This is a genomic window from Spiroplasma poulsonii, assembly GCF_009866525.1.
GTDB classification, from domain to species: Bacteria; Bacillota_I; Bacilli_A; order Mycoplasmatales; family Mycoplasmataceae; genus Spiroplasma; species Spiroplasma poulsonii.
In genome coordinates this window covers 732,042-743,237 of the sequence record NZ_CM020866.1, presented here as the reverse complement: position 1 = coordinate 743,237, position 11,196 = coordinate 732,042, and the positions used below count along the sequence as shown (strand labels likewise).

Annotated in this window: 13 protein-coding genes; 1 reads left to right on the top strand and 12 read right to left on the bottom strand. The window is 31.5% G+C overall.

The features are described from left to right. Positions 1–83: 83 nt before the first annotated feature. The 10 genes from MSROBK_RS04110 to MSROBK_RS04070 form a co-directional block, all read right to left on the bottom strand. A complete protein-coding gene (locus MSROBK_RS04110) occupies positions 84–488 on the bottom strand; it encodes a hypothetical protein (protein ID WP_040093253.1) in 405 nt (134 codons plus the stop codon). A 198-nt stretch (positions 489–686) separates the two neighbouring features. Then, positions 687–848 (bottom strand): hypothetical protein, encoded by a 162-nt coding sequence (locus MSROBK_RS11500; protein WP_227991424.1) that lies wholly within the window; start codon positions 846–848, stop codon positions 687–689. Beyond that, positions 838–1,254 carry a hypothetical protein gene (locus MSROBK_RS11495; RefSeq protein ID WP_227991423.1) on the bottom strand — a complete coding sequence of 139 codons (417 nt, stop codon included), beginning with the start codon at positions 1,252–1,254 and terminating at the stop codon, positions 838–840. Before MSROBK_RS11495 ends, MSROBK_RS11500 begins: the two co-directional genes overlap by 11 nt. After that, positions 1,247–1,672, bottom strand: a complete 426-nt coding sequence (locus tag MSROBK_RS04100; RefSeq protein WP_040093252.1) for a cell division protein SepF — start codon at positions 1,670–1,672, stop codon at positions 1,247–1,249. The genes MSROBK_RS11495 and MSROBK_RS04100 overlap by 8 nt, the downstream gene beginning before the upstream one ends. Before the next feature lie 2 nt (positions 1,673–1,674). Next, the gene (gene ftsZ, locus MSROBK_RS04095; protein WP_040093251.1) at positions 1,675–2,904 is read right to left on the bottom strand and encodes a cell division protein FtsZ; all 1,230 of its coding nucleotides are present in this window, start codon (positions 2,902–2,904) and stop codon (positions 1,675–1,677) included. Between the two features lie 40 nt (positions 2,905–2,944). After that, the gene (locus MSROBK_RS04090) at positions 2,945–4,288 is read right to left on the bottom strand and encodes a cell division protein FtsA (protein ID WP_040093249.1); all 1,344 of its coding nucleotides are present in this window, start codon (positions 4,286–4,288) and stop codon (positions 2,945–2,947) included. 37 nt (positions 4,289–4,325) lie between these two features. Beyond that, positions 4,326–5,267, bottom strand: coding sequence for a 16S rRNA (cytosine(1402)-N(4))-methyltransferase RsmH (rsmH, locus tag MSROBK_RS04085; RefSeq protein ID WP_040093248.1), 942 nt, complete (start codon positions 5,265–5,267; stop codon positions 4,326–4,328). 3 nt (positions 5,268–5,270) lie between these two features. Continuing rightward, complete coding sequence (gene mraZ / locus MSROBK_RS04080) at positions 5,271–5,702, bottom strand: division/cell wall cluster transcriptional repressor MraZ (RefSeq protein WP_040093247.1); 432 nt, start codon at positions 5,700–5,702, stop codon at positions 5,271–5,273. A gap of 217 nt (positions 5,703–5,919) precedes the next feature. Further along, positions 5,920–6,096, bottom strand: a complete 177-nt coding sequence (gene rpmF, locus MSROBK_RS04075; RefSeq protein WP_040093245.1) for a 50S ribosomal protein L32 — start codon at positions 6,094–6,096, stop codon at positions 5,920–5,922. Then, positions 6,096–6,614: a YceD family protein gene (locus MSROBK_RS04070; protein ID WP_040093244.1), complete on the bottom strand. Its 519-nt coding sequence runs from the start codon at positions 6,612–6,614 to the stop codon at positions 6,096–6,098. The genes rpmF and MSROBK_RS04070 overlap by 1 nt, the downstream gene beginning before the upstream one ends. A 142-nt stretch (positions 6,615–6,756) precedes the next feature. On the opposite strand from MSROBK_RS04070, the gene MSROBK_RS04065 reads away from it, so the two are divergent. Then, the gene (locus MSROBK_RS04065) at positions 6,757–7,599 is read left to right on the top strand and encodes a MurR/RpiR family transcriptional regulator (protein WP_040093242.1); all 843 of its coding nucleotides are present in this window, start codon (positions 6,757–6,759) and stop codon (positions 7,597–7,599) included. A 19-nt stretch (positions 7,600–7,618) separates the two neighbouring features. On the opposite strand, the gene pheT is transcribed toward MSROBK_RS04065, so the two are convergent. Further along, the gene (gene pheT, locus MSROBK_RS04060; RefSeq protein ID WP_227991421.1) at positions 7,619–10,018 is read right to left on the bottom strand and encodes a phenylalanine--tRNA ligase subunit beta; all 2,400 of its coding nucleotides are present in this window, start codon (positions 10,016–10,018) and stop codon (positions 7,619–7,621) included. Between the two features lie 7 nt (positions 10,019–10,025). Then, positions 10,026–11,063: a phenylalanine--tRNA ligase subunit alpha gene (gene pheS, locus MSROBK_RS04055; protein WP_040093240.1), complete on the bottom strand. Its 1,038-nt coding sequence runs from the start codon at positions 11,061–11,063 to the stop codon at positions 10,026–10,028. Positions 11,064–11,196: the final 133 nt, after the last annotated feature.

The window sequence follows — 11,196 nt, the reverse complement described above, 5'->3', positions numbered from 1 at the left end:
TTAGCTCTCATCATCCTAACCTTGCTGCGATAAAAGGGCCAAATAATTGTGGTTTGTTTTCTTATAAATAAATCTTACACTATTTATCTAATTTTGTTAATAATTTCTTTCTTAATCATTTCCGTAATCCGTTCCCCATCATTAATTGAAAAAGCATAAATTCGTTTATTACGTTCTAAGAACTCATCAATTACTTTTAAGACATTTTGCGGATTATGACGGTGATCATCAATTGCTTCTAATAATACGGCAATTTCATCTTTAAACGCATATGAAAAATCAACCGCTTTCATAATAATGCGCCCAGCGTTATGACTAGCAACTTCAAAGGCTTCCCGCGATTTCTCAATGTTATAGCGCGAAATATGCTCTAAATGTTGTAATTCTTGCAACCGTTGGACTAATTGGCGATTATCATATGTTAACTTTTCAATAATTTTATTTTGTTCACGAATAACTGTTCGTAAGTCTCTATCTTGTTCTGCCATAACTTCCCCTACCTTTTATGCAAATTTTGCAATTGTAATTCGATAATGTTGATTTTTGCTCGGAATAATTTCATTAATTTTAAAACGACCATACCGCCTTATTGATATTATAATATCACAAGCAACTTGAAAAGTCTTATTATTTACCACCGAAAAATTAACATAAACATTATCTGCTTCAACATAAGCTTGCCCTTTTTAGCGGGACAAATTACAAATCGCACTAACAATTGCATCTAACCGTAAACTTTTAACTGTTTTAGTAAAAATCGTAAACTGGTGGTCAAGGACAACGGGTGATGGTACTTCGTGTCATGTTAGAACATGCTTTTGAATTACCATTGGTGTATTAGTAAACACTGGTCCAATTTTTGCTAAAACACTTAAAGATATCATGGTCGCAGTAACATATAAATCACCAATTACACGCAAATCTAACTGTAACTGGTTTAAAATGAACCCCAGCGCAAGATGATGTTGTAAAAATAGTGGGAGTTGGTTGCGGGGTTGTCAGAATAATCGTATTATCCTGGGTACTATTAAAAGTAACCGTCTTCCGAAAGCCATTCACAAATGGTTCGTGAATGCTATAATCGGTAATTTTTTCTTGGCGAAGGATTGCCGTTAAAATTGCTAATTGGCGTAAGTCAAGAAAACCAGTTGCAACAATTTTTCCTTGGCGTGCTTGAGCACACCAACCCTTAATTTTATTAATTAAATCATAATCTTGCTGGCAATGTTGTAATAATTGAGTTTTATTAAGCATCTTTTCTAATCATAAATTGATAAGTCTTATGTTCTAACTTTTGAACATCCCCATCAAACGCATACATTACCCCGGCCATAAAATCTAACAACCGAATTCGCTCTTCTTTTGATAACTTTTCCAAATGAACAACTAACTGTCCTTTGCTTAATAATAAATCAGCCATTTTCGGAGCATCATTATAACTATCCGCAACAAAACCAGTGCTTATCGTTGAACTAGTTTCATCACTAGTTGCAACGTTCGGCACTGGTTCTGACGCATCAAAAGTAACCTTTTGAAAAGGAACGGTTGGTGCTTGTGGGGTGTTATCTTCTTTGCGATCGGTTTGGACAATTGGTTCAACAGCAGTGTCATTAAAATCAATTCGTGGTTGAGAATCGTAAATACTTTTAGGTTTTTTCTTAAAAATGCTCATTATTATCAACTACGACGAACAAATGGTGGTAAATCATCATCATCATCAGCTGATCGATTATTCTCATTGACATGTTCTTTTCACGCATTGATTCGACGGCTGGCATTTGCTGTTTCGCGGCCAGCATTTTCTTGTAAATTATTAAAATAACTTGGGCGCTTACGGACAACATCTTGGTCTTCTGGATCCTCATCAGCATTTTCAGGTGGCGCTGTTTTTGATGAAGGTTCTTCATATTCTTCCACTGAAGCACGATAATTATTATCGGGGTTTAAAAAATTTTTATCTTCATCAAACCCTGTGGCAATAACTGTCACAATCATTTCATCATCTAGATGTTCATTAACAGCAGTTCCAAAGATAATATTAACTTCACCACCAATTGCCTGTTTAACAATGTCAACAGCATCATTAGCGTCATTTAAGGTTAATGTGTTTCCACCAGTAACATTAATAATGGCATCTTTTGCCCCCCGAATTGATGCTTCTAATAACGGTGAAATAATCGCCTTATTAGCCGCTTCAATTGCTTTGTCTTTTCCAGAACCAATTCCAATTCCAAACAAAGCATTACCTTTACTTTTCATTACCGTTTTAATATCAGCAAAGTCTAAGTTAATTAATGATGGTACCGCAATTAAATCGGTAATTGTTTGTACTCCCTGACGTAAAATGTTATCCGCCTCTTTGAAGGAATCCTTTAATGGCACGCCCCCAATAACTTCTAATAAGCGGTCATTTGAAATAATAATTAATGAATCAATATGTTTACGTAATTCATCGGTTCCTTGAATCGCATAACTGTTCCGAGCACGTCCTTCAAAAGAAAATGGAGTCGTAATAATTCCAACTGTTAATGCACCTTGTTCTTTTGCAATTTTCGCAATAATTGGGGCAGCCCCAGTTCCAGTTCCGCCACCCATTCCAGCAGCAACAAAAACCATATCAGCGCCTTTTAACGCTTCTTTAATTTCTTCTGCTGATTCAATTGCTGCTTGACGGCCAACATCAGGATTAGCACCTGCTCCAAGCCCTTTTGATGTTTCTTTCCCTAATACAATTTTATTTTTTGATTTTGAAACACTAATAATTTGGGCATCAGTATTTGCAACAATAAATTCAACCCCTTGGACACCAGCTTCAATCATTCTATTAACAGCATTATTACCAGCTCCACCAATGCCAATGACCTTTATTGACGCAACTTGTTCATAATTATCAAAATTGTCCATAACCTTAACTCCTCCATTTTATATATATATATTGTACTATTTATTTGATATTTTGGTAATATTTTTGATGATATTGTTGTGAACTATTAAAATGTTGTTGATTAAGATTCACGACCCCTTGTGGTGTTCCACCAGAACCACCTGGTTGACCATTCTCATTCGGTGGTAACATTCGCTGTTTTTTATCAAGATTATTATTTAGATAACGAATATAGCGATGATCAACTGATTGAACATTTGTTGCGCTAACTTTGTTTGCTAAATGTTGATAGTAGATATTCCCTAAGAGACCAGTCGTTCATGGTTCTTTTGCCCCTAATGTTGGCGCCGTATAAACTGAAATATTACGATCTTTATTTAAAGACAATAAGGTTTCTTTAAACCCACTAATTCGTAAAATTTCACCAATAACAACAATTGGATAATGATAGCGCCCTAAGCTATGTGCCAATTTTTCATTTAATGTTTCCATTTCTTCACTTAAAACACGGTTAACAATTCGTTTTAAATCATAATGGGTCAAATTTAATTGTTTTTGTTGTTGATGATCATATTTACTATAAATAATTAAATTATCTTTACTATTATTATTTAAATTAATAATTTTATATAAATATTTTAGTGCTTGCTTATTATCACAGTTTAAGATATGACGTAACCGATTAATAATTTTTTTAACTCCACCCGGAATAATAATTTGGTTAGATAAAGTTTCACGAACAAAGACGTAAGCTTTAATACTGTCATGATCTCAATCAATAATTGTAATCCCATTCTGCAAATCGACTGGTGATGCAAGATTTCACGCAAGACTAAACCCTTCTGGAAGGATACCCATAATTTCTATTTTGGCATATTTTAAAGTAGCAAAAATACTTTGAATAATTTGTTTTTTTGTTACATAAACAATTGCCTTAATACTTACTTTATGCGCCGCCTGCCCGATTGGTGGCGCTGATAATGCTTTTTGTTCATTAAGAATGTAACGATATGGTCTAATAAAGAATGCTGTTTCATCATCTAATAATGGTACTTCTTTTGCTAACGTAATTAATGAATCAATATCATTCTTAGTAACCAAACGGTCATACGTTAAATTTAGCATTTTGGTTGAAGTTTTAATTGTCATATTATTAGCCGGAACTGTAATTGCCACCCGTTCAATTTCAAGTCCCAATTGGCGATTAGCATCTTTAATTAAATTCGCTAATTCTTTTGCAACATTTTTTTCATCAATAATGACTCCATTATCACAAAAACGATATTCAAGATGTCTTTTATAGAGTACTTTAATTTGTGATTCACTATAAACACCAACCATAAAACTAAAACTATAATTTTTAATTTCTAACACAGCATAAACTTCTTTTAATTTATAGTCCATTTCGCTCACCTCCCTTTAATATTTTTTAAGTTGAATATTATTTCACCCGTTCTAATATTCGTAACTTTGCACTAGCACTACGCGGATTAAGTGTTTGTTCATCCAACGCTGGGACAATTGCTTTTTTGGTAATAATCCGGTAATTATTTTCAAAATGCGATACCGTTGGTAATTGTTGATTAATTTCATAGTTTGGATCTTGTGTTAACGTTTGAAAATACTTTTTAACAATGCGATCTTCTAACGAATGAAACGAAATAACAACTAACCGTCCTTTAACAGCTAGCATTTTTGTTGCTTGTTCTAACGATGTTTGTAAAACCGCTAATTCTTGATTTACTTCAATCCGTAGTGCTTGAAAAATGCGTTTTGCGGGATGCTTTGCTTTCTTAAGAACTTTTTGCGGTAAACTTTTTTTAATAATTGTTACTAATTCGAATGTTGTTGCAATTGGTTGTTCAGCACGAGCAATCCCAATATTTTTGGCAATAACTTTTGCAAATGGTTCTTCCCCATACTCTTGAAAAACCTTTGCTAAAGCAGCAATAGAATAAGTGTTGATAACTGTTTTAGCTGTTAATATTTGTTGCTGATTCATCCGCATATCTAACACGCTATCATAGCGATAACTAAAGCCCCGTTTGTCATCATCTAATTGGGGGGATGAAACGCCAAGGTCATATAAAATGCCATTAACCGTTTTAATTTGGCGTAATTGTAACTCAGCCGCTAAATTAACAAAGTTATTTTTAATAATTTCATAGTTATCATAATTACTTTGTTGTAAAACATGCTGAGAAGCAACAATTGCTTCTTCATCTTGTTCAAAACAATATAACTTTCCAGTGGCTAAATGTTTTAAAATTTCAAGACTATGACCAGCTCGTCCTAAGGTACAATCAACATAAATCCCATTGGGAATGATGTTCAACCCCCTCATTGCTTCTTGCAATAAAACACTTTGATGTTTAAATTCCATCGCTTAAATTTTTTCCTCAAAGTTTTTCGCCGCTTCTTCCATTCCTGGTGCTTGGTCAATATAACTTTCTCAAACTTGCGGATCTCATAATTCAAGGTGATCGTTATTTCCAATAATCACAACATCTTTAGTAATACTTACTTTATTTTGTAAAATGGACGAGATTTTAATTCGTCCAGCATTATCGAAAGTAGTTTCATCCGACATTGACATGATTTTCCGTGTTAATGCCCGCCCTTCGGGTGTGGCTTGACCTGTTGAAGCAACTTTTTCCGTTCACTTCAGTCATTCTGCTTCATTACGAACATCAATACAACCATCAAAACCAAGAGATATAAAGACTTTTTCATCTTTAAATTGCTCTCGCATTTTAGAAGGAATTGTTAATCTTCCTTTATCATCTAAAGTATGGTTGTAAGTTCCTAATAATGCCATTTTATCCCATTATCCCCCACTTTCCTACATATTATATGATACTATTTCCCACTTTGCAACACTTTTAGTAATTTTTTTACAAAAAACAGTAATTTTTAACAATTAAAACTTTCCGGTTTTTAACCAAGATTAATTGATGCTCCCACTTTTCCCCCTGGTTTAACCAAAACAAAAAAAAGAATCTTTAACAAGATTCTCAGGTTAATGAAATATTAGATTAATCAACTCTAACAACTTCTTTATTCTTATAATATCCACATTCACGACAAACTCTGTGTGGCTTAATTGTTGCCCCACAATTTTTACATGCTATTAAAGTTGCCCCAACTAATTTAAAATGGGTACGGCGTTTTCTTTTTGCCTGTTTGGATGTTTTGCGAAATGGTACTGCCATTATTTCCCCTCCTTTGTTGTTTTAACCAATTTCTCGTGTAATTGTTCTCATCGTGAATCCACTTGAGTGGCCTGATATGCTGCAAATTCATCTTCTAAAAAAACTTGCCAAGTTGAATCACCACTAATTATTTTATCACTATTTTTTGATAAATTAATAGGAATATTCATAATTATTTCATCTCACGCATATTTTATTATATCAAAGTTTTGTTCATTTAAATAATTAATATCACTTTTTTTAAAAAATTTAAAACTATATTCATCGTTTCATTTTAAATTAATTGGGACCTTAAAATGTTCTAAAGTTCGGGCGTCTTCAACAACGATTTCGCCTTGAATTGTTGCAACAACATTAACTGCATTCAAACTTGCATGATAAGTAAGAACCCCGGTAATAACAACATTATTTAGCGCTTTAATATTTGGTGAATAAGCTAATAATTCATCAGTAATAATTAGAGCTGTTTCAATGGTAATTATTGGTTGTTTGATCAAATCTGCTTCTGTATAAATCATTATTTTCCCCCATTTACTATTAATTTTAACAGATTTTTCCCTACAATTAATTTGATGAATAAAATTTTTTTGGAAAATTATTGTTATAATATAATTATACATTTATGTTTAAAGCGAAAATGAGTAAAAATGAGGAACCGCCATGAAAATAATAACATATGACAAAGAAAACCAATTAACTGAATTACAAATTCAATTAATTGAAAAGTTAAATAATGACATTCAGAGTGTTCTAGAATTAACTATCAATAAATTAGCTGACAGTCTTTTTATTAATACATCAACATTAAGTCGATTAATTAAAAAATTAGGTTTTGAAAATTATAGTAAATTCAAAGTCTGAGTTGCTGGAAAATATAATAATATTAAAGAATTTGATATCCAAGAAGATGACACAACCTTACATAATGTTATTGATAATATTTATAAGTTACATACCTATGCTTTGGATGAAACTTATCGCAATTTAAAAATAAACCAGTTAGAACAAATTATTGATACGATTCATAATAGTAACCGTATTGTTATTTGGGGAATTAGTCGTCATTCCTTAATTTGTGATAACTTAAATCTCCACTTAAATATTTTAAAATATAATTCAACTTATTTATCAAACTATTATGCAACAATTCAAATCATTGAAACACTTGGTTCAGGAGATCTCCTAATCTTAGTTTCTAAAAGTTTACAAGATGCTGAATATCATTTTCTAATTGAAATTGCAACAAAACGTAATGTTCAAATTATTTTATTAACAATTAACAAAGAATATAAAGGTCCCTCTAATGTTCAAAAATTAACTTTAGAAAATACAGAAATTTTAAATTTCTATGTTGATAATCCTCGTTATATTTCACGTTTAATGTTAATTAATATAATATTTGGGATGCTAATTGCCAAATACCATCCAACTCATAATGAAGAATATCAAGATTATTACTTGGCAATTGATGAATGACATGAATATGTTAAAAAAATGAAATAGAGCAATCTGTTTCATTTTTTTAACGAATTTGTAATTTTAACGTTGCTAAATTAGCTTTAATTTTATCAAATTGTTGATTAACATCTGCTTCTGTTAATTGTTTTATCATATTATTAAAAGTAAAACTAATTGTTAAAGCACGATGATTTGGCATTGTTTTTTCATCAAAATATTGGTCAATCACTTCCATTGTAACAACATCTTTTACTTCTGTTAAAATTGTTGCTTTAATATCTTGATAGTTTAATTCGTTTGGAACTCAAATTGAAATATCACGACTACTTGGGGTAAACTTATAAAGATCAGCAAAGAAAGTTCTTTTTTTTGCCAAATAATTAAAAATTACTTCAAAATTAATTTCACCAAAATAAACTGGTGATTTTAAATCATGTTCTTTACTATAAACGAGATGAACCACACCAACCACCGCTAATAATTGTTTCTCTAATCAAACTTCACTTGTTTGATATGGATGATAAACATTATTTGCTGGTGCTGGTTGATAAGTTAACATATTTAAATCAATTTGTTCACTTTCAAGATAAGCTTCTAGTAAACTTTTCATATAATAATATGAATTTGTTAATTGCTCGCCAGTTGCTTTATTTTGGACAATTTCTGTTTGACTAACAAATGCCCCATGATAATAATTTTCCCCATCATTGGCATAAATTTTTTCAACCGTAAATAATTTTATATTTTTATTATTGTGGGCATTGTTATAAGCAATACTTTCTAATAAACTATTTGTTAAACTTAAACGCATTACTTCGTGTTCTTGGGATAATGGTGATAATAAATGGTATGGTTTTTGATAACCAAAAAAGTTAAAATTTTCAATTTCCTTTGTACTAACTAAAGCATAAGTTTTTGCTTGATAAAAACCATTATTTAACAAAAATGTTTCAAAATTCTTCATTGTTTTTTCATGGGGGCGTTTTGCTTTTGCTATGTTAGGAAGAATTGGTGGCTGTGGTGTAATTTGATCATAACCAAACAAACGCGCAATTTCTTCAATTAAATCTGCTTTTTGAAAAATATCAGTTCTTGTTACGGGCGGAGTTACTAATAGTTTTTCCCCTGTTTCTTGTAAGCGAAACGCTAATGGTTCTAATAAAGTTTTAATATCTCCTAACTGAAAATTATGGCCAATTAACTCGTTAATTTCAGTTAAGCTAATACTAATTGGTTCAACTGCTTTTTTATATTCTTTAATAAAATTTAAAGCAGATAATTCTTCTAAAAAACCATTAATTTTTAACAAGTATAAATAACGTGATAGTCCTAACCCAACTGTAGCATAACTAAGTGGTTTAATATAACGTTGTAAATTAATATTACTAATCCCAACTTTTTGTTGTTGTTGACGCATAACGATATGATTTAAATGTAATGCTAAAACAGTAATTTCAACAGTCTTGGCACTAACAGCATACGTTGGATTTACCCGCACCCCAATTAATTCAACAAATTCATCACCATCAACAACAACTAAATCACCTTTTTTAATTGCAAAAGTGTCATTTTCATAATTATCAGTAATTTCTAAAGTTCCTTTAATTTTATTAAAATCATAAATTAATAATGGTTGTCCTGTTTCTAACGTTGTTTTAATTACTAAATCTCCCAATGGATCAGTAACATCTGATTTATATTCATTAATTTTTAATCATACTCGTTCCGCCAGTTTTAATGGTGTTTGTTCTGCTGTCAACTTGACATTAACACTAATGGCTGATTCTACAGCAGTTGAATCTAACGTCACTTTTAATGGATTTTGATATTCTTTTAAATTCTCTGTTGATTCAAGTTCTAACGGATATAATTCACGATTAAAATAACGAGCCAATTCACGGGCCAATTCATAAGCACTTAAACAATCACTTCGATTTAAGGTTAAATCAATTTCAAATAAATAATCTGTTAAACCAATTTTTACTAAAACATCATCAGCTCCAATCATGTCATAAGAAACTTCTTTTTCATTAAAACTTAAAATAATTTCATCTTTTTCTTGGTCTGTTAAATACTTCTCAGAAATACCTAATTCACTTAACGAACACAACATTCCTTCCGAAGCGTATCCTTTAATTTGGCGTGGTTCAATTTTCATCCCATTTGCTAAAGCAGCTCCTGGTTTTGCAACAACAGCATAACCATTTTCAGTTGGATTTTTAGCCCCGCAAACAATTGGATCAACTAATTCTTGTGCTGTATCAACTAAGCAAAATTTTAAATGCGTGTCAGGAATTTCATTTACAACTTGAATGCGACCACAAACAACGTTACTATTACGATCAAAATTATGAGTGCGTTCAACCTCAAACCCTAAACTATTTAATGCCGCAGCAATTTCATCATTAGTAATATCTTCAAAATCAATATATTTATTTAATCATTTTCTTGTAATAATCATCATGGACCTCCTAATCAAATTTCTTAAACTGTTCTAAAAAGCGAACATCATTTGTATAAAACCGACGAATATCATCAATCCCATATTTAATCATTGCAATTCGTTCAATCCCAATCCCAAAGGCAAACCCAGTTAAATCTGGGTCTTGACCGCAAGCTTGATAAACCAACGGATTAATCATTCCAGCCCCCATAATTTCAATTCATCCTGTTTGTTTGCAAATTGAGCAACCTTGACCATGGCAATTAACACAAGTAACATCCACTTCAACCGAAGGTTCGGTAAAAGGGAAGAAACTTGGTCGTAAACGAATCTTAGTATTTTCACCGAACATTCTTTGACAAAAGTATTGAATTGTTCATTTTAAATTAGCAAAACTAGTGTGCGGAGCAATTAAAAAACCATCCACTTGCATAAATTGGTGCGAATGTGTTGCATCATCATCATCACGTCGATAAGTATTCCCTGTTGAAATCATTGCGACAATTTCATCTTTTCTTTTCATTTGCGAAATTGCACGTGCTGTCATATTTGTGCAATGTGTTCGTAATAAAGTATTCTTCGTAATATAAAAGGTATCTTGCATATCACGTGCTGGATGACCAATTGGTAAATTTAAACGTTGAAAGTTATATTCATCATCTTCAACTTCGGTTCCAAAAACAATATCATAACCTAACTCTTGAAATAATTGTGAAATTTCATCAATAACTTGGTTTAACGGATGTTTTGTTGCTAATGTTAAATTATATCCGGGTAATGACAAATCAATTTTTTCTTGTTCAAACATTGCCATCGCCATCACATTTTCTAATTCGCTTTTCTTTGCTTTACATAATTCTGTTAATGTTGTTTTAATAACATTTGCTCGTTTGCCAACCGTTAAACGCTCTTCATGACTAATATCTTTCATTTTCTTTAAAAGTTCATTTAAAATTGATTTTTTCCCGAGATATTCTAATTGTAACGCCGCTAATTCAGCCGTCGTTGTTGCGGCGTTAATTTTTTCAGTTGCTGTGGTGAATAATAATTCTAATTCTTTTTCCATGGTTTTTTCCTTTCTTTTGAATGATTATTAAGTAACAAAAAACCTTGCTTATATCAAAATATAAACAAGGAGTAATTACTTACGGTACCATCCTTTCTTTACTAATAAATTAGCCTTAATTACAGGTAACGAA